Consider the following 23,281-nt stretch of genomic DNA (forward strand, 5'->3'; position numbering starts at 1 on the left):
TGATATTCCGAGGATAAAATTTGATTGCGCAACGATGAGATTGGGCGGAATGACAATTTTTCAAGGTTCCCTTATGTCGCCGGCGGGCCCTGCCGTTGCCCGCCGGGTAGTACCTGCTGGAGGATTCTTGACAGTTCTTTGATATTGAAAGGTTTTTGAATAAAACCGTTGCAACCGCGGGCCATGATCGCCGTTGCCTGGCCGTTCATGCTGTAGCCGCTGCAGAGGATAACGGGCAGATCGGGCTGGATGGCGCGAATGCCGTCGAAGACCTTGCCGCCGTCGAGGCCGGGCATGATCAGGTCGACAATGGCCAGGTCGAAATGGTAGCTCCGGTCGGCCAGTACGTCCAGGGCTCGTTCGCCACCGTTGGCAATCACCGCCTGGTAGCCGAGGGCCGTCAACATCGCCTGACCGACATCGAGAATCATCTCTTCGTCGTCGACCAGTAGGATGGTGCCCGATCCCTGCTGCACCTCTTCGGTTAGGGGAGGTTCGGCCTGGACTGTCTTGTCGGACAGGGGCAGGTAGATAGTGAAAGTGGTGCCGTGGCCGACCTCGCTGTAGACGGTGACCAGGCCGCCGTGATTTTTGATGATGCCGTAAACTGAGGCGAGACCGAGTCCGGTGCCGCGCTGTTTGTCCTTGGTGGTAAAGAACGGATCGAAGACTTGTTGGCGGGTCGTCTCGTCCATACCGCAGCCGGTGTCGGTGATCGACAGTTTGACGCAGAACCCTGGTTCGATATCGTGGGCTGCACAAACCGATTCGTCCAATTCGGTGACGGAGGTTTTCAGGTAGATGGCGCCGCCGTCGGGCATGGCCTGCCAGGCATTGACGAAGATATTGAGCAGGACCTGGTCGAGCTGGTTGCGATCCGCCTCGACCACCAGCGGGGCCGGGTGCAGATCCTGGTGGATGGTGATCTCCTTGCGGGTCCTGCCGAACATCAGGGCACTGTCGAAAACCAGCTCGTTGAGATCGATCGGTTTGGCCTCGTACTTGCCGCCGCGAGCCAGGCCGAGCAATTGTCTGGTCAGATTGGCGGCGCTTCGGATGTGTTCTTCGATCGCCCGGACATGTTCCTGGTGCGGGTCATCCGGCGTCATGCCGACGGCCATCAGGGAAGTCAGTCCCTGGATGCCCATCAGCAGGTTGTTGAAATCATGGGCGATACCGCCGGCCAGGGTGCCGATGGCCTTGAATTTATCGACTTCCCGCAATTTTTCCTCGAGCCGGAAGCGCTCCTCCTCGGCTTTCTTTTTTTCGGTGAGATCCAGGGCCAGGGTATAGAATCCGGCGATTGCGCCGTCACGGTCGGTTACCGGGATATAGGAGCATTCCCACCACTGCTCGGAGTTGTCGGGCAGCACGGTGCGGAGTTCGAAGTGCGCTTCGCCGCCGGCGAGAACCTGCTCGATGTACGGTACCAATCGGAGATAATTGGTTTCTCCGACAATTGTTTGCAGGCTTCGGCCGACCATCTCATCCCTGCGGAGATTGAAGGCCTTCTCGTAGCGCCGGTTGGCCAGAATGAAGCGCTGATCGGCGTCGATATAGGAAATGAACGCAGGCAGCGAATCGATTAGCAACTGCAATCGTTGTTCGTTCTCCCGGGTCGAATCAAGCTGTTCTTTGAGCTGCGGATAATAGCTCTTGCGGGTCGACTCGAGGCTCAGCCCGAGAAACTTCTCGCGTGCCGACTTGAAACGTGGACCTTTCGGGGATGTAGCCATGGCGGGTTGTTAGACGAGTGTGTCCAGCGGTTTCAAAGTATCTGTCGATACAGGGTCTCTATATCGGCAGGGTCTGCCTCGCGTGGGTTGGTAGCCAGACAGGGGTCATGAACGGCCATTGCCGCCAGCTGGCCCAGGTCGTCGACATGAATCCCGTAGTCGCCGAGGCGCTGGGTTATGCCGATGGTCCGGCGCAGAGAGGCCACGCTGTCGGCAATGGCCACTGCCCGCCGTTCCGGCGGCAGGGCGTCGATTTCCAAGCCCATCCGGGCGGCCAGGCGATCGTATACGTCCGGTGTTTTCGGGTAATTGAAGACGATCGCCTTTTCCAGCAGCAACGCGTTGCACTCGCCGTGCGCCAGGTCCATCCTACCGCCGAGGCTGTGCGCCATGGCGTGGACGATGCCAAGGCTGGCGTTGGAAAAGGCCAGGCCGGCCATCAGGCTGGCCATCATCATGTTGTCGCGATAACGCATGTTGTCAGGTTCCCGGCAGGCCCCGGGAAGATTGTCGACGACCAAGGCGATTGCCGAATCGGCAGCCATGTCGGTCAAAGGCGAGGATGCCGTCGAGACGGCTGCCTCGAAGGCATGGCAGAGTGTGTCAATACCGGTGGCGGCCGTCAGTTCCGGTGGCATGGTCGTCGTGGTCTGCGGATCGACGAGGGCGATATCGGGGATCACCATCTTGCTGACGATGGCGATTTTCACCCGGCGCCGGGTGTCCGAGATAATGGCGAATTGCGAAACGTCGGCGGATGATCCTGCAGTGGTCGGGATAAAAACAAGCGGGGGGACCGGGTTGGCTATTTCGTCCACGCCTTCGAAATCGGTGATATGGCCACCGTTGGTGGCGACGACACCGATTCCCTTGGCGCAGTCCATCGGACTTCCGCCACCGACCGCGACGATCAGATCGCAGCCTTCGCTGCGGTAGCGTTCGGCGCCGGCCATCACTTCATGGTCGCGCGGATTCGGTGAGATGTCGGTAAAGGTGGCACTAGCCAGGTCGGCTTCCTGCAGACTGGTTTCGACGCGTTCCAGCCAGCCACAGGCCCTGATGCCCGGATCGGAAACGAGCAGGACCCGGGAAGCACCGAGATTACGGGCATGTCGTCCGGCCAACTCCAGTGAACCGATGCCATAGACGATTTCCGGAACGAGGAATTTTCGCAGATTGAAAAGAAGACGGTGATCCATGGTATCCGGTTGTCGAGGTTTTGGGTCAGAAAGTCAAGTCGGCGCAAGAGCAAACGCTCATGGTACCGGCGGGATCATGGTGCTTCGATTATATGACAGACGGGACCGGTTGAGAAGGCATTTGTCGATCGGTGTGGTCGTGTGGTCAGGTCGGCGGCGGCTCTCTGCCGCTACCAGAAGCGCACCCGGCCGGTGTCGAGATGGACGAAATCTGAGGTGGGATAATAACCGACACCGCCCGATTGCAGAGACCTGGCGATATCTCGGACCCTGCTCGTTTTCAGGTCGGGCAAGCGGATATCGATGGCCTGGCCCTGCAGATGCAGGCTCTTGCTGGCGACGCCGGAGCTTTTCTGCTGCAGCATCGCGTTGGTTTTCGGCGAACGATAGCCGGAAATGACTTCGATGGTACCCGAGCTGCGCCCGCCTTTCTTGATGTGACAGAGCATCTCCAGCAAACGCAGATCGATCGGGCGGATCTCTCCGGTACGATGATCGCGCAGAAAACGGTTGATTCGCTGAATTGTCCGCGGGGAGCAGGAAGAGGGGTGAAAATCGATCTGCAACCGTTCGCCGGTGTGAGTATGGTAGAAAGAAAGCCGCTGACCGGCGGTTGCGGCGGCGGGGCAAGGCGTCGGCAGGCTGCCGATCAGCACCGCTCCTGCCAGCTGGGTCGCAGCGATCAGAAAGGAGCGACGGGACAGACGAGGCTTGGCGGCGGTTTGCGTCATTGATGTGCGCAGCGGCCCGGCAGTTGTGGATTTATCTCGATTCAAGGACCTGTAATAGTTTCGTGTCGCGTTGATAAATATCGGCATTAAAATGGATCAGACCGCCTTTGTCAACCCAGGCGGTCTGATAGGTCAGATAAATCGGCAGACGCTTCCGCAGGGAAATAACCTTGCGGCGACCGCTGGCGACGATATCTTCGATGGCTGCCATGGTCCATGTCTCATCGTTTAGCTGCAGGCAGAACAGGGCCAGAAGCAGTGGCTGACTGACCCGGATGCAGCCGTGACTGAAGGAGCGTGATGTCTGCTGAAACAGATCGCGGGTCGGGGTGTCGTGCAGGTAGACGTTATGGTGGTTGGGAAAGACGAACTTGACCCGCCCCAATGCGTTCCACGGGCCGGGATCCTGGCGCAGCAGGTAGCGCGACATCTGTGAACGGCTAACGTTGTGCCAGTCGATGGCGGTCGAGTCGAGTTCATGGGCATCCGGCTGCCAGCTCGAGAATAACCGGATATGGCGATCGACCAGGTGACGGGGGTCTTTTCGCAGGGCGGGCAGATCCTCGTTGCGGGCGATGCTCGGAGTGACATTCCAGAACGGATTGAAATCGAGATAGCGGATCGAGTCGGAAAATACCGGCGTCTGGTGCTGGAACTTGCCGACGATTACCGGCAGGTCATGGACCACCTGGTTTTGCCGAACCGCTTTGAGGTGAAACGCGGCGATATTGACCATCAGATAGGTATCGCTGAGATGGTGGTCCTGCCAGCGCCACCGGGCCAGATTGGCCCTGATGATAGCGGCCGCCTCGGCCGGGGTTCGGTTGAGCATGGCCAGCGTCTGCGGACCGATGATCCCGTCCGTTTCGAGGCCGTGGCGGCGCTGAAATGCCCGGACGGCGGTTACCAACGGTTCATGGTAGCGTCCGGGGGCATCGGTGTCGATACCTTCGGTCGAGTCGGTGGCGGTCAGCCGGGAGATAATTGCGGCCAGTCGCCGGTCGCTGTCGCCCGGTCGAATCAGAGGTCCGGATGGAATGTTCGGCCAGTCCGCGGTGACGGCCAGTTGTCGAAAACGGGCCAGCGCTTCTTTCAGGGTTACATAGTAGCGATGCTGGGGCGGCAGGGAATCGAGATAGGCGCCGAGATCGGCCATGGAACGGGCGATACGGATAGACTGAACCGGGTCGAACCCGGTGTTGCCGGCCTCAGCGAATAGTTGCGGATTGGCCAGGTGGAGTTTCAATTGGCCGAAGCTGATATCGTGGATGTATTTGACCAGGTTGTAGGTCAGCAGGGTGTCGAGCCGGGCCAAATCGTCCGGCCGGTTTGCGGTCCACAGGGATTCGAGCAGGGAAACTTCGTATTCTTCCGGTTCCAGCCCGTCCAGGTGGCAGCGGCGCAGTCGGTCGATGATGACGCCGGCTGCCGGTCCTGGCCCGGCAGCGCTCACCCAGAGTGGGTTGCCGCCCGTTTCCCGATAGATGGCGGCCAGGCAGATGTCGCGTTGCTGCAGCAGTGGCTGTTGCTCTTTGATCGTCACCAACTCGACGTTGCGGCAGGAGAGCTGCTCGGCCAGCGCGGCGGCAATCAGGTCGTCCTCCGGTGTCTGTGCCTGCAGCGTCGCGGCAAGCGTTACCAACCAGACAACCGCCAGGAGAGAGATGCGGGCGGTTGTCCGGGACGGCGGGTTATGAGCTGAGTCTGGGGATAGGGTGTCGGTAGTAAGGAGTTGTTTCATGCACAATGAACGTGAAAGTGGCAAAGGAACGGCATCTGCTAATAATTGCTCCTATTGCTAACAGAGAGCTACCGCTTTGGCAAGAAGAAGATGCCCGGCGGGCCGGTCGATTTCGCATCGTGATTTGACCGGTTATCGGCTACACTGATCATTTTGGCGACAAGCCCGGGGCACTTATCTTCATAAAAAAAAGGGGAATACAACGCATGGGTCATGAAATTGATTTCAGCGAGGTCAGCAGATTTTGCGTCGGCCATGCCGATGATCTCCAGGCGGCCACCGGCTGTACGGTGGTACTGTGCGAGGGAGGCGCTACCGCCGGCGTTGATGTTCGCGGTGGGGCGCCGGGTACCCGCGAGACCGATCTGCTCAAACCGGAAAATCTCGTCCAGCAGGTGCATGGGGTGCTGCTTACCGGCGGCAGCGCCTTCGGCCTTGCCGCGGCGGCCGGTGTCATGGAGTTTCTCGAGGATCGCTCTGTCGGTTTTGATGTCGGTGTCACCCGGGTGCCCATCGTCTGCGGCGCCGCTCTGTTCGACCTGACGATCGGCGATCATCGGATCCGGCCCGATCGGGACATGGGGCGGCAGGCCTGTCGCGCCGCCGGTGCCGGGATTGTCGAGCAGGGCTGTGTCGGGGCCGGGGCCGGAGCGACGGTCGGTAAGATACGGGGCATGGAGCGGGCCATGAAAAGCGGCATCGGCGCTGCCGCGATGGCCGTTGGCGCCTTGCGTATCGGGGCATTGGTGGCGGTGAACTGTCTCGGCGACGTGATCGATCCACAGACGGGTCGCACGCTTGCCGGACTGCTCGACGAGGATCGGCGCAGTCTTGCTGATACCGAAGCGGTGATGCTCGCCGGAGCCACCAATCCGACCAACCTGTTCACCGCCAACACGACCATCGGCGTGGTCGCCACCAACGGCTCGTTTAGCAAGGCGCAGTTGACCAAGATGGCCTCAATGGCCCAGAACGGCCTGGCTCGGACGTTGCGGCCGGCCCATTCAATGTTTGACGGCGATACGTTATTTGCGCTGTCTACCGGAGATGTTGCGGCCGACCTCAGCGCGGTCGGCATGCTCGCGGCCCGGGTGGTCGAGCGGGCGGTGATTGCCGCAGTTGTCCGGGCGACATCGTTGTGCGGTCTGCCGTGCCATGCGGATATTGACGGAGCCGACTTGTCGTCTCGACATGAGCGGCCGGGACGAGCGTAAACGACCGGATTACCAGCGAGGGGCTTTATGGAAATAACGAAATTGACGCCGAAACAGCGCCGCGGCCTGGTGGTGGTGTTGACCGGCTACGGCAAGGGCAAGACGACCAGTGCCATGGGCATGGTGTTGCGGGCGGTCGGGCACGGTATGCGGGTCTGCGTGATCCAGTTCATGAAGGGCGATCTCTATACGGGCGAGTGGGACGGCGTCAAACTCCTCGGCGACCAGGTTGAGTTGCATGTCACCGGCAAGGGATTCTGCGGAATTCAGGGCAATCCTTTTCCACATGCCGAACATCGCCGCAACGCTCAGGATGCGATCGACCTGGCGCTTGCGAAGATGAAATCGAACCGATTCGATCTACTGGTTCTGGATGAAATCAACAACGCTGTTCATCTTCGGCTGGTCGATAGCGACCAGGTGCTGACCCTTCTTGCTCAGCGGCCCGAGCGGCTGCACCTGGTTTTGACCGGCCGGGACGCCCACGACGACGTTGTAGCGCAGGCCGATACGGTGAGTCGGGTTGACGAGATCAAACACGCATATCGCCGCGATATCGAACCGCAGCCGGGGATCGATTACTGATCAGGCCCCCATCAGAGTGGCCGAGGCCGTCTCTGGCTGAGGTAGACGCCGAAAAGGACGAGCATCGAGGCGAAGTATTGCGCCAGAGTGAAGCGTTCGCCAAGAACGATGAAGCCGAGGACCACCGCAATGACCGGGATCAAATTGACGTAGGCCGACGCCTGGCTGGCCGGAATCATGCTGACGCCGTAGTTGAAGAGCAGGTAGGCGCCCAGGGTGACGAAGCTGCCGAGGTAAAAAACGGCCAGCGCCGGCAGCGGGTGGAATTCGCGGGGCAGGTTGGTTTCCGGCGAGGCGAGGAAGAGGGCGAAAAAGACGGCTCCCACCCAGCACTGCACGGCGGTCAGGAAAAAAGGCGAATAGCGGGCGCTGAGATGTTTCAGCGACAAGGTATAGCCGGCGGCGGCGACCATTGCCATGAACTCGAGGAAATTGCCGAGCAACGGCTGCGGCGCGTCGGCCGAGGAGTCGGCGGCCAGGCTGAGCCAGCAGGTACCGGTAATGGCGACGGCAAAGCCGGTCATGGTCTGACGGGTAACGGTTTCTTTAAGAAAGACCTTGGCGCCGAAAGCGACCAGCAGCGGCAGCATGGCGGTGATCAGCCCGGCCTGGGAGGCCGAGGTCAGCTGCAGGGCCTTGGCCTCGAAGATGAAGTAGATGCACGGCTCGCAGATTGCCATGAATAAAAGATACTTGCCGTCGCCCGGGCGGTAGACGATCGAACGTAGTTTGCCGATCAGAAAGAGAAAACAGAAACTCCCGACGAGCATGCGGCCCCAGATGACCAGCATCGGGTCGTAGCCCGTGAAAGCGATTTTGAGGGCGATGAATGAGCTGGCCCAGAGCAGCATGGCGGTGGACAGGCTGAGGACGGGCAGCCATCTGGCTTGTTGCGGCGACAATGCGGGTCTCCTGTTAGCGGCGAATCGGCCGAAAATGCCTGACGGCGAAATGGCCGGGGCGAGGCCGGTGAATGTAGCACGGCGGGGAGAGAATTGCCAGTCTTGCCGGATACCGGGCTCTGCTTTTTCGGCTGCCACGGCGTGCGTGACAGCATGGCTGACGGATTGACCAAAGAAGGTAAGGATGATTGCGGATTGTGCAGGAGTCGGCCGACAATAATGATGAGGACGGCAGCATAGCACTTGACAGCGGTAACTGAAAACCGCTAGAAAGAAGGAGCTGCGGGCAGGTCGGCGGAAAGCGCCGGCCCGGCCGATAGCTTGCAGGACCTATATCGGGAAGGCGTGGTACCGGGAGTGTTTCTCTCCAAACCTGAATCTGGGAGGTCGAACATGGTGAAGAAGATGCTGGCGGGCGTGATTGCGGGCTTCATGATGACGGGCGTGGCGTTAGCTGACGACTGCACGAATCGTGGCACCCTCGATGAAATGTATTGCGACGAGAACAACGATCTCGTTGCCGATCAGCCAAAAGACCCGAATGACTGGAAAGACCCGGACACCCTGGTTTTTACCTATACCCCGGTCGAGGATCCGGCGGTCTATAAAGATGCTTTTGCCGATTTCCAAGAGTATCTGGCCGAACAGACGGGCAAGAAAGTCATCTACTATACCGTGCAGTCGAACTCGGCGGAAGTGGAGGCGATGCGTTCCGGTCGCCTGCACATCGCTGGTTTCTCCACCGGGCCGACCGGTTTTGCCGTCAACCTCGCCGGCTATGTTCCGATCGCCGTCAAGGGGTACGAAGATTCCTTCCAGGGCTACAACCTGATTGTCGTTACCAAGAAAGACAGCGATATTAATTCACTTGAAGATTTGAAAGGAAAGAATGTCGCTCATACCTCGGCCTCATCCAACTCCGGGAACCTCGCACCCCGAGCCCTTTTCCCGAAGCATGGCATCGTTCCCGATCAGGATTACACGGTCATGTACTCCGGTAAGCACGATCAGTCAGTTCTCGGCGTCGCCCACGGTGATTACGATGCCGCGCCGGTCGCTTCGGATGTCTTTGAACGGATGGCTGAAGCGGGTCGGATCAACAAAGACGATTTCAAGATCGTCTTCACCAGTCCGAGATTCCCGACTTCTTCCTTCGGCTACGCCCATAACCTGCATCCCGATCTGGTCAAGAAGATCGTCGATGCGTTCTACGCCTATCGTTTTCCGCCGGACATGCAGGAAACCTTCGGTGGTGCCGACCGTTTCTTCCCGGTCACCTACCTGAAAGACTGGGAGGTTATCCGTGACATCGCTGCTGCGACCGGGACGTCCTACAATCAGGACGGTTTGAAAAAGATGATCGAGAAAGAAGCCGCCGACAAAGCGAAAAAGAAATAGCATCGATGGTTGGCAAGCGCCGGTGCCTTCTTGCTAAGGGTTAGGCACCGGCGCCGTGCGGGCATTCGGAACAGTAGAACCTCTAGTAACGGTTTTTCATGACAACCAGGACAGGCAACGCTCTCGCAGCTCAGCCCGAACGGTCCCTTCGCGTCGAACATCTGGTTAAGGCCTATCAGCCCGGCAAGCCGGTGCTCAACGATATCAGCTTCGAGGTGCGAGGCCAAAACAGCGTGGCCATCATCGGACCGTCCGGTACCGGTAAGAGTACGCTGATCAGGTGCGTCAACAAGTTGATTCCACCAACCTCCGGTGCGGTCTTTGTCAGTGGTGAGAATATCTCTCGTCTGTCCGGCCGGGCCTTGCGTCATGCCCGGCGCAAGATCGGCATGGTGTTCCAGGAGTTCAACCTCGTCGAGCGGTTGACCGTCATGGAAAACGTGCTCTGCGGTCGACTCGGCTACGTTTCCGTATGGCAGGCCTGGCGTCGGACCTATCCCCAGGACGACATCGACCGGGCCTTCGCTCTGCTCGAGTCGATCGGGCTTGCCGATTTTGTCCACCAGCGGGCGGACAGTCTGTCCGGCGGACAGCGGCAGCGGGTCGGTATCGCCCGGGCGATTATGCAGGAGCCCCACGTACTCCTTGCCGACGAACCGACTTCATCGCTCGATCCGAAGACCAGCGTGGAAATCATGGAGGTGCTGGTGCAGCTGTCCGAGGTCCATCGGATCCCGTTGATCATCAATATTCACGATGTCGAGTTGGCCAGACGATTCACGTCCCGCATCATCGGTCTGTCGCAGGGCGGCATCGTCTTTGACGGACCGCCGGCGGAGTTGTCCAACGACCACCTGAAAACTATCTACGGCGGCGAGGCCTGGCTGCAATGAGCGGTGCCGAAGCTTTTTGCCGGGAGCGGCCGTTCAAGGTCAACTGGCCGGTCCGCTGTGCCTGGTTCGCGGCCATCCTCTATGCGTTGTACGCGGCCAATTATCTCGACGTTTCCTGGGCCCGCTTCGTCGTCGGTCTCGGTAACGGGGCGACGTTTCTGGCAGAGATGGTGCCGCCCGATTTTTCCCGATGGCAGCTGCTGATCGATAACCTGATCGAGACCGTAGAGATCGCCATTATCGCCTCCGCCTTCGGAGTGCTCTTTTCCTTGCCGATCGGCCTGCTCGCCGCCCGCAATCTTTTGCCCTCCTGGGTCACCTGGCCGGCCCGGACCTTTATTGCGCTCTGCCGCTCGTTTCACCCGGTCATTTTTGCGATCCTGTTCGTCAAGGCGGTCGGCTTCGGTCCACTGGCCGGCATCCTGACCCTGGTGTTTGCCTCCATCGGATTTATCGGCAAACTTTTTGCCGAGGCCATCGAGGAGATTTCGCTCAAACCGGTCGAGGCCCTGCGCGCCTCGGGCGCGCCGTTCATCAGCGTCATCATCTACGCGGTCCTGCCGCAGGTACTCAATCGCTTTATCGGCTTTGCGTCTTACCAGTTCGACGCCAACCTGCGTAACTCGACGATGGTCGGAATCGTTGGCGCCGGCGGTATCGGCGGCACGATGTTTGCCGCTTTTCAGCGCTTCGACTACGATTTCCTGGCAGCCATCCTGCTCTCCATCATCGGGCTGGTGATGTTGTCCGAGTTCATCTCGATACGGATCAAGCGGGTGTTTCAGTGACGACGGCAGACCACTATCGCTGGCAGCGCTTCACTCCTCGCGAACGACTGGCCCGTTTTGCCGTCTTTCTCGGGTTCGCAGTCGCCCTGGCGGCATCGATGCGGACAGTCGAGGTGATTCCCGAATTTCTCTACGATGCCCCAACCCAGGTTCTCGACCTGTTCAAACGGATGTGGCCGATCGAATACAGCTACTATCCGGAGGGAGTTCATCACGCGTTGGTGGAGACGTTGCATATCGCCTCGCTCGGCACTTTGCTGGCCATTGTCATGGCTATCCCGGTAGGGATCCTCGGGGCAAGCAACATCGTCCGGGTGCCGGCGCTGAACTGGCTGGCCAAGCTGATTCTGGTGTCGTCGCGGTCGGTGAACACCCTCGTCTGGGCGCTGCTCTTCGTCGCGGTGTTCGGTCCCGGAGCGCTGGCCGGCACGATCTGTATCGCCTTTCGTTCCATCGGCTTTGTCGGCAAGTTGTTTGCCGAGGCCCTCGAGGAATGCGATCCCGGACCGATCGAAGCCCTTACCGCTGCCGGCGCCCCGTGGCCGAGCGTCTTTCTCAAGGGATTCTGGCCCCAGGCAGCGCCGGCCTTCTGGGGGATCGCGCTGTTTCGTTGGGATATCAACGTCCGGGAATCGGCGGTGATCGGGCTGGTTGGCGCCGGCGGCATCGGCATGGTGCTCGATACCGCGATGAACCTGTTTCACTGGGACCGGGTCGCCCTGGTTCTGCTCAGTATTTTTTCGGTGGTCATTATCGCCGAACTGGTGGTCACCAATATCCGTAAACGGATAATCTAATCCAACGGCGGAATAGGTTTAGACTATCCTCCGCTGACTATCCTCAGCGATCAAGCAGAATCGCCGCCAATTCGGCAAAACCGAGTCCCCCCTCGCTATCGGTCACCCAGGCGGGCCGGTGCGTCAATTCGTCGAGCCACGGCCGGATGTTGGCAACACCCACCGAGTTCGGGAAAAAGCCGAACATCGGCGTGTCGTTTGGTGAATCACCGGCGTAGACGAAGGTTTCCCGCTGGCTGGCAACATCGATGGCCAATGACTCCATGAACAGCCGTTTGGTCATGGTCAACTTGTCGTAGCTGCCGAACCAGCCGTTGACGTGGATCGAACTGATCTTGGCCGTGGCCCCGGCCGCTTCGAACAATGCAACGATACGATCGACGGCGGTCCGCGCCAGCGGTACCACATCCTCGCAGAAATCAATGGCCAGATCCGCTTCCCGATAACCTTGGTCGGCGGAGACCCGGCACCCCGGCACCGACCGGAGAATATCGTCTTGCAACTGCTTCAGACGGTGCTGGTTGTTACGGCGTGACTCTTCGTCGCAGGCATAGCTGCGCATCATTTCCCTCCGGGCCTCATCGTAGCGGAAATAAAAGGCGCCGTTCTCGCCAACCACTGCAAATACCGGCCACATCCTGGCGATGTGGTCACACCAGCCGGCGGGCCGGCCGGTAATCGGCACGACCCTGATGCCGGCGGTCTGCAAATCTTCCAAGGCCTGATAAGCAGCGGCCGGCAATTTGCCGTGCAGGGTCAGCGTGTCGTCGATATCGGTGAGCACGAACCTGATCTGCCGGCGGATCGACCGCGGCATGTCGCAAAATGGTTTCATCGATGATCCTTGCCGGGGTGGACCCGGCCGCCATGCTTCTTGTTTCGCCGTCCCCCTGCCTGATGCCGGGGCGCCGGGGACTGGGCGAAGCCGGGAGCAGAAGGCCCGCCGAAGAGCCACCTTACCACCCGGCGCCGATCTCTGCCAGATACAAGCGGAGGTAGGGGCAGTCGGACAGGGGAGCGGCAAGTCGACATTACTGCAGTTAATCTACCAGGAACGGGCGGCCAGGGAGTTGTCGACCGGATCCAGAGTGTTCGTTGGGGATAACGGTCAACCGCTGGTCGTGTCGGCGGCCTAACCGTTGGCGGCGGGAGAGGAGAGTGGGTGATCGTGGTGTTGTCTCCGGCATAACCGGCGAGCCCGGGGGAACTGATTTTCAGATAAACCACCATGATGGGACGTCACTGCGAAGCATGAAAATTATTGCCACGACCGGCAGGACTGGTTGCCCCTCCCTCAGGCTGCGAACGTTCTTTTCCGCACCCTTTCGAGCCTGATTCTCCGCCCTGCCGGGACTCCGCAAGGCAGCCTGCAGGATTGCCAACCTGTCCGATAGAACGATTTATTACATATAAAAATGGTAAAGGAATATCGGAAACCGTGCCGAGTGAAGAAATCGATCGGCAATCGTTCGAATTGTATGGAAAAAGTAACAGAAAAACAGTTGCCTTGCCGAGTATGATCGACTAGGGTAGAAAACCTGGACAGGCGCCTGTCCGGAGGGGTTGTGGCGTGTGAGTGTATCGGCAGTATGACTTTTTCCGAGCAATGAGAAGGAGGGGTTATGGAATTACTCAATTCGATTAGCGGTCTGGTATGGGGTCCACCGATGCTCATTTTACTGGTTGGCACCGGAATTTTTCTCACTATCAGACTGCGCGGGCTGCAGTTCACCAAGCTACTCTATGCCCACAAGCTGATTTTCACCAGCGACAAGAAGAGCGAGGGAGATATCTCCCACTACCAGGCGCTGACTACAGCCCTGGCGGCGACCATCGGTACCGGTAATATCGCCGGTGTGGCCACGGCCATTTTCCTCGGTGGTCCGGGAGCGGTCTTCTGGATGTGGATGACCGGACTGGTCGGTATGGCAACCAAGTATTCCGAGGCCATTCTGGCAGTCAAGTACCGGGTCACCGACAGCCGCGGCGAGATGTGCGGCGGCCCGATGTACTATATCGAGAAGGGGATGGGTTGGAAATGGCTTGGTGTCCTCTTTGCCATTTTTGGTGCCGTTGCAGCCTTTGGTATCGGCAACATGGTCCAGTCCAACTCGGTCGCCGACGCGGTTTCCACCTCCTTTTCCATTCCTCCGATGGTAACTGGTATTGTCCTGGCGGTGTTGACTGCCCTGGTTATCCTCGGCGGGATCAAGTCCATCGGCCGGGTCACCGCGCTTCTCGTACCGTTCATGGCGGCGATTTATACGATCGGCGGATTGGTCATTATCTTTATTAATTTTGCCGAAGTCCCGACTGCGCTTGCTTCCATCTTTTCATCAGCCTTCGGCGGCGAGGCAGCCTTCGGTGGTGCCGTCGGTGCCGCGATTCGCTACGGCGTGGCCCGGGGTGTTTTCTCCAACGAAGCCGGCCTCGGTAGTGCGCCGATCGCCGCTGCCGCCGCACGCACCGACTATCCCGGTCGTCAGGCGCTGGTCAGCATGACCCAGACCTTTATCGACACCATTGTCGTCTGTTCGATCACCGCCCTGGCCATCCTGACCAGTGGTGCGCTTGCCACCGGTGAAACAGGGGCGGCCCTGACCACCACAGCTTTTAACGTCGGCTTGCCGGGCAAAGGCGGCATCATCGTCGCCGTAGGCATTATTTTGTTCGCTTACTCGACGATTCTCGGCTGGTGCTACTACGGCGAGAAATGTATGGAATACCTGTTCTCCGAAAAAGCGGTTATTTACTATCGCGTCGCCTTCGTCGCCTTCGTCTTTGTCGGCGCGGTGGCCAAACTCGATTTCGTCTGGACCTTTTCCGACGTGATGAACGGTCTGATGGCGGTTCCCAACTTGATCGGCCTGCTGGCCTTGAGTGGGGTGGTCGTTGCTGAGACCAAGCGATTCCTGGACAACACTAAGGGTGAGCGGTAAGAGCGTCAAGCAAACGATAGCCTTACCGTAGTTTTATAGGGACGGGAGACTGGTAACGATGGGATTGCCGTCTCCCGCCTGGTTTGAGGCAAGACCCCCGAAGAAACCCTTGCGTTTTTTCCGGGGGTCTTTTTTTGTGGAGTTCATCTTCCCCAGAAATCGCTAAAATATTTTGCGGCGGTGAGGATGATGATGCCTGCCAACATCCACTTGATGGCTCTGGCCGATACGAATTTCTGACAACGCGCTCCCAGGTACATGCCGGCCATACCGCCGATGCCGAAGAGGATTCCGAGCAGCCAGTCGGGTGCTACCGACAGATCCGGATAAAACGGGGCTATCGCCTGATAGAAGACGACGCCGGCGACGGAGGTAACAAAGGTTCCCATCAGTGCTGCTCCGGCAACGGTATAGACGGGCAGGCCGAAAAAAGAGACGAAGAATGGTGCAATAATTGCGCCGCCGCCGATCCCGTATATGCCGCCGATAACGCCAACGACCAGGCTGAGCAGGAATATACCCCAGAAGGAAACATCGAAGCGTTCATCGTAAAAGGTGTAGCCGAGACGGCGCATCGCGAAATGGGTGACGGTGACCGGGGACCATGCGTGCGCCGTCTTGCCCCGGTCGGCAGAGCGAGTGCGATAGCGCCGTACCATCTCCTGGAACCGTTGCTCGCCGCCGCCCGTGTCGGGGCCGTTCGCCTTTTTTCCCCTGACCAACTCGCCGATCATCTTGATGCCGATGTAGCCCAGAACTCCTGCCGCGAATACCTTGAAGGTTTGTGGATCCGGCAGGTAAACGATGCGGATGAAGGCACCTGCAAAGACGCCAGGCAGCGTGCCGGCGATCACCAACAAGGTCAGCGGCCAGACCATCCTTCCTTCTCGCCAATACCGATAAACGCCGCTCGGAATGGCGACGATATTGAACACCTGGTTGGTGGCGCTGACCGAAGGATTGGTGTAGCCGAGGACTGACATCTGAAACGGCAGCAGTAAAAAGGCGCCGGAGACGCCACCCATGGACGTGAAAAAGGAAATAACAAAGGCCACCAGCGGCGGCAGCCAGGGAGCGACTTCGATACCGGCGGTCTGGAACAGCACGGGGCCTCCGTAGCGCTATACCTTGTTAATAGACACGAAAATAACTATATTCGTGATTATAGTGAATCTGTCTCGCCCGGTCAAGCCGTGTTTCGTCTTGCCATGGGGGCTGTGAAAATCTGTCGGGAACCTTGAGAAAGTGCCATCTCGCTCCACGCTCAATCTCGTCGCTGTTCAGAGCCTCTCTCTGCCCGGGAAGTTCGGGTGTGCCAGGAAAAATTCGTGGCAGTTGGGGGTGCATATGCTAATAACAATACCGGCTGGAAGAGTGGATCCATGGATAAGCAGGAGGCGCTGACGATTCATATGGGCGGCAGATCGGCAAAGAAAACAGAGCGCAGAGTCGCTACGTCAACAGCAGCACCGAGCGAGACAAAACAAGCAGCCCATCGCGGTAGAAGCGGGTCTTCCCGTGACGACAGCCCGTGTCTTGATAGTGTCCAGCTGGGGCAATTGGAGCAATCGTTTTGTCAGTGGCAACGACAGGCCCGCCGCACCGACCAGAGGCGGTCCCGCAGCCGGCTGCTTCTGGTTTTCCTGTTGATCCGCTATACCGGCGCCAAACTCAATGAGGTCCTGATGGTTCAGCCTAATCGGGATTTCGACTGGGAGCGCTCGGTGGTTTGCTTTTGCAGCGGGGCTGAGGATGATGTGGCCTCGGGGCGGGAAGTTCACCTGTCAAAGACGTTGGCTGCTGCACTCCGTGATCTTCTCGATGAGCCGACCCTACAGCCGCTCGCGGAGCAGAGACTGCAGCTCGATCCGGGATTCGTCCGGCGAAAATTCTATGAGCGGACCGTTGCCTGCGGTTTTGCCAAACGACTTGGTGGTCCGGAGATGCTGCGCAAGGCGCGGGCCACCGAGCTGCTGCAGGGCAATATGCCGCTGCCGGCAGTGCAGATGATGCTCGGCCATTCCTCACCGAGTCTGACCTCATCCTACGTCTCCTTCTCCGCAGAGGAGATCCGCAGTGTTGCCCGGCATTTCCTGGAGCGGGAAGACCGGCGCCGCACCAGTGCGCGCAATACGTTTTTCGGCAAAGTGGAAACGATCAGGCGCGGCACCATCCAGTCCCTGGTGGTGCTGGCTACCATCGATGGTTTTTCAATCGCTACCGTCATTACCAACGACAGTCTCGAACGTTTGGGACTGTGCCGGGGCCGGCTGCTGACCGCCGAGGTGAAGGCGCCCCTGGTCATGCTGCAGGCCGGCGAGGAGCCGCCGCTCTGTTCTGCCGATAACCGGCTCAAAGGCAGTGTTGTCGCGGTGACGCCTGGACCGGTGACCAGTGAGTGCGTGGTCCGGGTGTCCGAAGGAGTCGAGGTCTGCGCCATTATTTCCTCGGCCCAGCGAAGCGTTCTTGACCTGCGGGTGGGCATGGCGGTCTGGGTGCTGTTCAGTTGCTTTGCCGTGGTCTTGCAGGCAGATGACTGAGCAGTGCCGGGGGTGTCCTGATCGCCTGAACCTGCCCGCTACGGCAGCGGTTTGATCTTCGGGACCGCGTTCGGCTTGATTGCGCTCGGCGTAACGCCGGTCGGTACCTGCCGGATTGGTGCCGCCGTCGGTGCCTCTTCGGTCACCGGTGCCGCTTTGACGGCATCGCCCGGCAGCTTCGGTTTGGTACTCAACTCCGGTTTGGCGGTCAACTTGATGTTTCGAGCGGCCGGGGCGAGCGCCGGCGGTGAGCCGACAACGATGGTCCGCCAGGGGCTCCACCGTGCCTGGTCGCCCTCTTCTTTGGCCCGGAACCGATACGTTCCCGGTGCCGGGAAGGTCAGGCGGGCCATCTTCACCGTACCGCCGCCGGCCGCCAGCGACCCGGCCGATGGCTGTCGCTGCCTGACGAATGAAGAGGCGTTGAAGGCCTGGTACTCGACGTCCCAGACCAGGCCGGCATCGGCCGCGCTGACCCGGGCGCTGATCTGGACCGGGCCCGGCTTGTCGAAACGCTGGTTTTCCTGCGGCCGGATAATGGTCGGCGGTGCCTTCGGCGCACTGATCGCCGCGGCGATCGGCCGGTTCTGCAGCACCTTGGTCTGCGGCTCAACTGACTGTGGTGCCTTAAGGGCGGTCGTCGGTGCTGCCTGCGCGGTGGTTTTAAACGGTTTGACCTGCTGTTTTTCGGTCGGCAGCGTTGCCGTAGGTTTGATCTTGGCATGGGCCGCGGCCGTCGGCGGCAGGTGCAACTGGTCAGTCATCGGAGTGCTTCCTTTGATCTTGAAGCTGACTCGATCGGAGATGGAAAGGCCTTCTTGATCTTGATAGATTTTGGATATGTTGAGTGTCGCAGTCAGACTCCAAATGCCTTCTTCGGTAAACGCGGAGCGCGGGATGACCAATTCGTCGTTGTACATCGTTGGGCGGATATTCATATCCTTGGGGATGGGTGGCCAACTGCCCGGTTCGCTGAACGGCGACCAGGTCCAGTCAAGTTCGACCGGCATGTTTGTAGAACCATGATTAGCTAGGTCCAGCTTTACGACCACATCGCCGTTGATCTCCTGGCCTGCCTGTGGTGAGAGAATTTTTAGTCGATGATATGAGTTAATTGTGAATTTGACGGAATCAATCGGTGTTGAATTACGAAAAGACAGATCAACTGTGTATGAATACGGCATGGCATATGAGTGAACTATGTCTTTTAGGGGGAAATAGGTAAACAGGACATTCCCTGATTTGACCGGATTTTGGGGGCCAATAACCATGGAACCAATAGTGCCATAACCGAGGATATTAATCGTTTGTCCGACAATGGGTGGATTTTCTACAACCCGGTCCATTACCGTCGTCACCATGACCGCTGAAGGATCGTTGAAATGCTTGCCGGGAGTGGGATCGATGATTTTCAGGGATCGCTCCATGGCCTCCCAAATGATGTTGTTTCGGCTGCTGCTGCTGCTGGCGGAGACCTGCCTGCTGTGCTGCAGTCTGAGTGGCCCGACAACCAGACCTGTACTGTTGCCGTCATCGGCATCCCAAAAATGATGCCCCTTAATATTATTATTTTGTTGCGCCGGGGCGTTTGGTGGAAATGTGCAGACGGCATCAGGGTCGAGCCAGGGATCGAAATCGCATGTATGGGTTGAGGTAACGGTTCCGTTTGCAGCGGATGTCGCCCCTTTGATGCTGAACACTTCTTGCGCCGTCCGTGTGGTTTTGTTCCAGGTGCCGTGGATCTCATAGGTAAAATGGAGATCGGCGTTGGTGGCATAATTAGAGTTTGGTTTCATCTCGCAGGGTCCGGAAAATCTGTAATCGCGACCTGAATCCGTAAACCCGTATCCTTTGAATTGCATGTCCGTACCTGAACAGAAAACGTTAAAGTGCGGAGGATATTCCTCATCTGAATCCCACGGCCATGCGTGCGCAGTCGCCGCTTGACAGATGAGGGCAACCACGAAGAGAAAGAAAAACGGTAAACCTCGGTACCCGGTGGTGGAAAGCGATAGTCCTCTTTTGATGATATCTCTCCGTGGTTCGACGGTTAACAGCAGGAGGACAGGGTCGATTCATCACGCGCGGCCGATATGTTGGCGACGGTGTGCGGGGCCGGCTAACAGTTGTCTCCTGACTATTTCTTGATTCCATGGCCGATATCCTCGGCCAGGAAAATCACTCCGCTGATGGCAAGCAAGCAAATCGGTCTGCACGGTTCAATGCTGCGGGAAACCATAGCCTTGGTTCCTTGAACCGGTCCCACGGGCGTATTAGGGTGCCCGTGACTCTCATGGCGCAGGTACCTGTCGCTGACGAAAGGGCATTATTTGAGATAGCCGATTTCGACATGGTTCGCGTTGTTTGCCTGGTTGCATTCTTCACCGGCCTGGAAATTTGACGGGCCGGCCGGTTTGACCGACAGGGTGAAGAGCCGCATGGTATTTTCCCGGAGGGACGGATGATCGGCCCACCGTTTGAAATCGGGAATCTGGTATTTACAGACTACCGGTCGGGACGCGCCCTTTTTCAACGGGGCAAATGAGGCCGGGCACAGTTCTTCGGATATCCCGGTCTGGTTGTAGGACTTGGGCAGGTAGCGGACATTCATGAAGAATGAGGTCCGTGCGGCAGCGGTAAAATCTGCATTGCCGACATTGGTGACGACACCGCTCAACGTGAGCAGACCGGTGCTGCTTTTGGTGAGCTTGAGATTCACGCTGAGATCGGCGCACAGCTGCCGTGTCGGAATGTTCGCCGCACCTGGTAGTGTCGAATTCCGCTTGTCAACAATATTATGCTTCGTCTCGGCCAGGGCAGTGCCTGCCGTCAAAAGGACCACGGCACCAACGAGGATGATTGAACAAAGGCGTGCGAAGGATCGTGAGTTGTCTGATGGCATGGCTGTCTCCCTGAGGTTGTTCTGTTGATGAGCTGGAGCGGGTTGGGCCGTTCCTGTTGTGTCCGCGAGTGATCGGTATCTGGCGTGCGGGCAGAATGCCCTGGAACTTCGGGCATGTCTGGCCGGGCGTCGGCATTGTTCAACCTGTTACTGGAGCTTACGTCATGCTCCATGAAATCACCAGGGGAAAAGCGGCCGGAGGAATGCGCTCGATTCCTGCGGCCGCCGTTTCCGGATTGCTTGTCGTTCTCCATTAAGCGGCTTCCACCTGACAGGCGCCGACCACCATACCGGCCCGCTCTGTGCGCGCCCCGGCAGGAGTCAGCGTGCCGGTCATCTTCCTGGCCAGCCGGGCTAACGTCCAAACAACCAGCATCCCCAGCGGCAGAGCGATGGAGAGAGTTACCGGAAGGAGCCACAACGTAACAATCAGATCAGTCATAGCAAACATGTTCATTCCCCCTTATTGTTGTTGAGTGCTTTGATGCCGGTTGGTTCGGCATCGTGTTTCCTGATACCCATCTTTCGAAGTATTTTTCGTTTGCTTTACTGTCAGTGTCTCCGGACTGGAAAAAGGTTCACTCCTCTTTCATCACGGGGCATCTTTTTGTTGGCGGCTGGTTGACACCGGTTGTGCATCAGCTGTCTTTAAAAGGCAGACGGGTGCTGAGAAGAGCGAAAAATAGCAGGGTCCTCGATACGTGCGGCATCACCACGCGCTCGTCAGGCGCCCCGGTAATTGCAATTGCTCAGAAGACATGGTACCCATATGAGTAGGCCTATCCTCAACAATCTCCGGTACAAGACGATGCTCAAGCTCAGTCACCTATCACCGTGCCGCGGCGTGTGCCTGCCTCTGGCCCTGCTGTTCTCCCTTGTCCTTTTCGGCTGCGATAACCGCGGCGTCGACGATTTTCCGGTACTCGGCGAGGTGACCCGGGATTTCAGCTTTGTCAATCAGGACAACGAGGTGGTAACGCCTGTCGTTTTCCAGGACAAAGTCTATGTCACCGACTTTTTTTTCACCACCTGCCCGTCGATCTGCCCGATCATGACCCGGCAGATGACCCGTGTTTACGAGGCCGTTAAAGACGAGCCGGGGGTACTGCTGCTGTCGCACACCATCGACCCGGAGCACGATACCGTCGAGGTGTTGAAGAACTATGCCGACGGACTCGGCATCGAAACGGCGAAATGGCACATGGTCACCGGACCGCAGGACGAGATCTTTGCCATGGCCAAGCACTATATGCTGGCCGCGATGAAATACGAAGAAGCTCCGGGTGGCTATCTGCACAGCGGTTCGTTCGTGTTGGTCGACCGGGAGCGGCAGATTCGCGGCTATTACGACGGAACCGATTCAGAAGCGGTGGACCGACTGATTGAAGACCTCGCTCTTTTTAGGGAACCTTGAATGAAATGACGAATGTTTCAAGCTCTTCTATAGTGAATCTCGCTAAGCGAGTTGCCGCTGCGTTGCCGGTTGTGGTTGCGGCGCTTGTCTGGACGGCCGGAGGCCTCGCCGCGGCCGAGACGGTGCCGGCGACCGCCGGCAGCGGATCGGCACTGTTCGCTGAGCATTGTTCTTCATGCCACGGTGCGGCGGGGGAGGGATTCCGCAGTCTCTACCCACCGCTTGCCCGTAGCCGGATTCTTGCCGATGAACCGGAAGTGTTGCCGTGTATTATCCGGTACGGTCTGCGCGGCGAGATCGTTGTTGACGGACGGGTCTTCAACCAGGTCATGCCCGGCAATTCCCTTCTGTCGGCCGGCGAAATAGCCCGGATCATTTCCCATATGCAAGCCCTGTGGGGTGACGAAAACAGAGCAATCGAGGTGGAGACGTGGTTGGAAGACTGCAAATGATCGCTTCTCATGTGGTCGGGTCGGTGCGGTGGCGGCTGCTGCTGGCGTCTTTTCTCGTTCTGGCGGTGGCCTGCCAAAACCAAGAAGTCGAGGAAAACCGAATCCTTGCAGAAGATGTCATGACCGTTCACGACGAGGCGATGGCCAAGATGACGCAGATGCACGAGCTGCGATTGCAACTGGAAGGGCGCGCCGGCGGGAGTGGCCCGGACCCGGAGATTGGTGCCGCGATCGAGGCGCTGCAGCAGGCCCATCGTCAGATGATGACCTGGATGCGTGAGTACCGGCCGCCGCAGAGCGACGAGGCGCTGCAGCAGGCCGGGGACTACCTGCTCGATGAGCGACGAAAAATTCAGCTGGTCAGTGACGCGATCGCGGCCAGCATCGATCGGGCGGAGCGGCTGCTCGTCCGGTGAGTACCGGTGTGTCAGCCGTCATGCACGCCCCTGTCCGCCGGCACCGTTCGGAGTGTCATGATCAGCAAAAAAACCTGCTGAAATTGCAATTGACTCTCTGAGATGATAGAAAAGATGAGGATGGAGTTGTTTTCAGGGGAGATCAGCGATGCAGCAACCGACACCGCGTTGACCGGTTTAGAAGCGTTATGAGCGATAGCGAGTTGGTGCCGGAAAGCCGGGCTACGATACTGGTGGTCGATGATGAGGCCGAGATCCGCGCCTTGACCGCCGAAGCTCTGGACGATTTCGACTACCAGGTCCTGCTGGCTGCCAGCGGGGAGGAGGCGCTGTCGCTGTATGGTGATCTGGCGGAGACCATCGATATGATCATTCTCGATCTGAACATGCCGGGCATGGGCGGGTATCAGTGTCTGCGGAAATTGCTCGCACTCGATCCCGGCGTTCGGGTCCTTGTCGCCAGCGGCTATTCGGCACCGGGTCAGGAAGCCGAGATCATCGCCGAGGGTGGTGCCGGGTTTATCGGCAAACCCTATCTGCTCAGTGAATTGCTGGCCAAAGTAACCGAGGTGCTGGACAGCGATCGGAACGGAGTAGTCCCCGAAGCGGCGCATCGGCGGGTTTCCATCTGAAA

Annotated in this window: 22 protein-coding genes; 12 read left to right on the forward strand and 10 right to left on the reverse strand. The window is 58.7% G+C overall.

The genetic code is table 11. The features are described from left to right. Positions 1-71 precede the first annotated feature (71 nt). From BUC26_RS07555 to BUC26_RS07570, 4 genes are all read right to left on the reverse strand, one after another. Positions 72-1,736: a hybrid sensor histidine kinase/response regulator gene (locus BUC26_RS07555; protein ID WP_073374866.1), complete on the reverse strand. Its 1,665-nt coding sequence runs from the start codon at positions 1,734-1,736 to the stop codon at positions 72-74. Between the two features lie 32 nt (positions 1,737-1,768). Next, on the reverse strand, positions 1,769-2,935 hold the full coding sequence (gene ercA / locus BUC26_RS07560; RefSeq protein WP_073374868.1) for an alcohol dehydrogenase-like regulatory protein ErcA: 1,167 nt from the start codon (positions 2,933-2,935) through the stop codon (positions 1,769-1,771). A 170-nt stretch (positions 2,936-3,105) separates the two neighbouring features. Then, the gene (locus BUC26_RS07565) at positions 3,106-3,666 is read right to left on the reverse strand and encodes a YcbK family protein (protein WP_073374870.1); all 561 of its coding nucleotides are present in this window, start codon (positions 3,664-3,666) and stop codon (positions 3,106-3,108) included. Between the two features lie 31 nt (positions 3,667-3,697). Then, positions 3,698-5,407 (reverse strand): L,D-transpeptidase family protein, encoded by a 1,710-nt coding sequence (locus BUC26_RS07570; protein WP_084540527.1) that lies wholly within the window; start codon positions 5,405-5,407, stop codon positions 3,698-3,700. A 206-nt stretch (positions 5,408-5,613) separates the two neighbouring features. On the opposite strand from BUC26_RS07570, the gene BUC26_RS07575 reads away from it, so the two are divergent. Both BUC26_RS07575 and BUC26_RS07580 read left to right on the forward strand, forming a co-directional pair. Next, entirely contained in the window at positions 5,614-6,621 is a 1,008-nt protein-coding gene (locus BUC26_RS07575) for a P1 family peptidase (protein ID WP_073374874.1), read from the forward strand. 27 nt (positions 6,622-6,648) lie between these two features. Further along, the gene (locus tag BUC26_RS07580) at positions 6,649-7,206 is read left to right on the forward strand and encodes a cob(I)yrinic acid a,c-diamide adenosyltransferase (RefSeq protein WP_073374876.1); all 558 of its coding nucleotides are present in this window, start codon (positions 6,649-6,651) and stop codon (positions 7,204-7,206) included. A gap of 11 nt (positions 7,207-7,217) precedes the next feature. Here the strand turns inward: BUC26_RS07580 and BUC26_RS07585 are convergent, their stop codons facing one another. Beyond that, positions 7,218-8,108, reverse strand: coding sequence for a DMT family transporter (locus BUC26_RS07585; protein ID WP_073374877.1), 891 nt, complete (start codon positions 8,106-8,108; stop codon positions 7,218-7,220). Between the two features lie 393 nt (positions 8,109-8,501). Here BUC26_RS07585 and phnD point away from each other — a divergent pair, with 393 nt between their 5' ends. The 4 genes from phnD to phnE (BUC26_RS07605) all read left to right on the forward strand — a co-directional run bounded on the left by phnD (position 8,502) and on the right by phnE (BUC26_RS07605) (position 11,984). Beyond that, positions 8,502-9,506, forward strand: coding sequence for a phosphate/phosphite/phosphonate ABC transporter substrate-binding protein (phnD, locus tag BUC26_RS07590; RefSeq protein ID WP_073374879.1), 1,005 nt, complete (start codon positions 8,502-8,504; stop codon positions 9,504-9,506). Between the two features lie 98 nt (positions 9,507-9,604). Then, a complete protein-coding gene (phnC, locus tag BUC26_RS07595; RefSeq protein ID WP_073374881.1) occupies positions 9,605-10,399 on the forward strand; it encodes a phosphonate ABC transporter ATP-binding protein in 795 nt (264 codons plus the stop codon). Next, positions 10,396-11,187: a phosphonate ABC transporter, permease protein PhnE gene (phnE, locus tag BUC26_RS07600; protein ID WP_073374883.1), complete on the forward strand. Its 792-nt coding sequence runs from the start codon at positions 10,396-10,398 to the stop codon at positions 11,185-11,187. Before phnC ends, phnE (BUC26_RS07600) begins: the two co-directional genes overlap by 4 nt. Next, the gene (gene phnE, locus BUC26_RS07605; RefSeq protein WP_073374885.1) at positions 11,184-11,984 is read left to right on the forward strand and encodes a phosphonate ABC transporter, permease protein PhnE; all 801 of its coding nucleotides are present in this window, start codon (positions 11,184-11,186) and stop codon (positions 11,982-11,984) included. Before phnE (BUC26_RS07600) ends, phnE (BUC26_RS07605) begins: the two co-directional genes overlap by 4 nt. A gap of 43 nt (positions 11,985-12,027) precedes the next feature. On the opposite strand, the gene BUC26_RS07610 is transcribed toward phnE (BUC26_RS07605), so the two are convergent. Continuing rightward, complete coding sequence (locus BUC26_RS07610) at positions 12,028-12,819, reverse strand: HAD-IIB family hydrolase (RefSeq protein ID WP_073374887.1); 792 nt, start codon at positions 12,817-12,819, stop codon at positions 12,028-12,030. 787 nt (positions 12,820-13,606) lie between these two features. Here BUC26_RS07610 and BUC26_RS07615 point away from each other — a divergent pair. After that, a complete protein-coding gene (locus BUC26_RS07615) occupies positions 13,607-14,923 on the forward strand; it encodes an alanine/glycine:cation symporter family protein (protein WP_073374889.1) in 1,317 nt (438 codons plus the stop codon). 143 nt (positions 14,924-15,066) lie between these two features. On the opposite strand, the gene BUC26_RS07620 is transcribed toward BUC26_RS07615, so the two are convergent. Next, the gene (locus BUC26_RS07620; RefSeq protein WP_073374891.1) at positions 15,067-16,029 is read right to left on the reverse strand and encodes a sulfite exporter TauE/SafE family protein; all 963 of its coding nucleotides are present in this window, start codon (positions 16,027-16,029) and stop codon (positions 15,067-15,069) included. Between the two features lie 276 nt (positions 16,030-16,305). Here BUC26_RS07620 and BUC26_RS07625 point away from each other — a divergent pair, with 276 nt between their 5' ends. Then, positions 16,306-17,463: a TOBE domain-containing protein gene (locus BUC26_RS07625; protein WP_244155808.1), complete on the forward strand. Its 1,158-nt coding sequence runs from the start codon at positions 16,306-16,308 to the stop codon at positions 17,461-17,463. A gap of 38 nt (positions 17,464-17,501) precedes the next feature. Here BUC26_RS07625 and BUC26_RS07630 read toward each other — a convergent pair whose 3' ends face one another. From BUC26_RS07630 to BUC26_RS07640, 3 genes are all read right to left on the reverse strand, one after another. Beyond that, positions 17,502-19,259 (reverse strand): hypothetical protein, encoded by a 1,758-nt coding sequence (locus BUC26_RS07630; RefSeq protein ID WP_143165947.1) that lies wholly within the window; start codon positions 19,257-19,259, stop codon positions 17,502-17,504. A gap of 530 nt (positions 19,260-19,789) precedes the next feature. Continuing rightward, the gene (locus BUC26_RS07635; RefSeq protein ID WP_073374895.1) at positions 19,790-20,365 is read right to left on the reverse strand and encodes a hypothetical protein; all 576 of its coding nucleotides are present in this window, start codon (positions 20,363-20,365) and stop codon (positions 19,790-19,792) included. A gap of 253 nt (positions 20,366-20,618) precedes the next feature. Continuing rightward, complete coding sequence (locus tag BUC26_RS07640) at positions 20,619-20,816, reverse strand: hypothetical protein (protein ID WP_073374897.1); 198 nt, start codon at positions 20,814-20,816, stop codon at positions 20,619-20,621. A 318-nt stretch (positions 20,817-21,134) separates the two neighbouring features. Here BUC26_RS07640 and BUC26_RS07645 point away from each other — a divergent pair, with 318 nt between their 5' ends. The 4 genes from BUC26_RS07645 to BUC26_RS07660 all read left to right on the forward strand — a co-directional run bounded on the left by BUC26_RS07645 (position 21,135) and on the right by BUC26_RS07660 (position 23,279). Continuing rightward, positions 21,135-21,779, forward strand: coding sequence for an SCO family protein (locus BUC26_RS07645; protein WP_143165948.1), 645 nt, complete (start codon positions 21,135-21,137; stop codon positions 21,777-21,779). Between the two features lie 32 nt (positions 21,780-21,811). After that, positions 21,812-22,231, forward strand: a complete 420-nt coding sequence (locus BUC26_RS07650) for a c-type cytochrome (RefSeq protein ID WP_161949821.1) — start codon at positions 21,812-21,814, stop codon at positions 22,229-22,231. After that, positions 22,228-22,647 carry a hypothetical protein gene (locus tag BUC26_RS07655; RefSeq protein ID WP_073374902.1) on the forward strand — a complete coding sequence of 140 codons (420 nt, stop codon included), beginning with the start codon at positions 22,228-22,230 and terminating at the stop codon, positions 22,645-22,647. The genes BUC26_RS07650 and BUC26_RS07655 overlap by 4 nt, the downstream gene beginning before the upstream one ends. Before the next feature lie 188 nt (positions 22,648-22,835). Beyond that, positions 22,836-23,279, forward strand: a complete 444-nt coding sequence (locus BUC26_RS07660; protein ID WP_073374904.1) for a response regulator — start codon at positions 22,836-22,838, stop codon at positions 23,277-23,279. The last annotated feature ends 2 nt before the right edge of the window (positions 23,280-23,281 follow it).

The organism is Desulfofustis glycolicus DSM 9705, assembly GCF_900130015.1.
In the GTDB taxonomy this organism is placed as follows: domain Bacteria; phylum Desulfobacterota; class Desulfobulbia; order Desulfobulbales; family Desulfocapsaceae; genus Desulfofustis; species Desulfofustis glycolicus.